The 240-nt window shown below is 51.7% G+C and carries 2 tRNA genes; both read left to right on the top strand.

Features of this window, described 5'->3' with window-relative positions:
• Nucleotides 1-32: 32 nt before the first annotated feature.
• Nucleotides 33-109 (top strand) — tRNA-Ile (locus ACZ6J2_RS21945).
• 41 nt (nucleotides 110-150) lie between these two features.
• Nucleotides 151-226 (top strand) — tRNA-Ala (locus ACZ6J2_RS21940).
• The last annotated feature ends 14 nt before the right edge of the window (nucleotides 227-240 follow it).

The raw sequence follows: 240 nt of genomic DNA, 5'->3' as shown, positions 1-240 counted from the left end.
GTCTGATGAAAAACAGCAGTAAAAATCTCTGCAGGCTTGTAGCTCAGGTGGTTAGAGCGCACCCCTGATAAGGGTGAGGTCGGTGGTTCAAGTCCACTCAGGCCTACCAAACTCCTTTTAAGGATGAGCGGTACAGAGATTATAAACGATGGGGCTATAGCTCAGCTGGGAGAGCGCCTGCTTTGCACGCAGGAGGTCTGCGGTTCGATCCCGCATAGCTCCACCATCTTTTACTGCGAA

It is taken from the genome of Enterobacter sp. E14S, from assembly GCF_055666685.1.
This window is presented reverse-complemented; position numbering and strand designations above follow the sequence as displayed.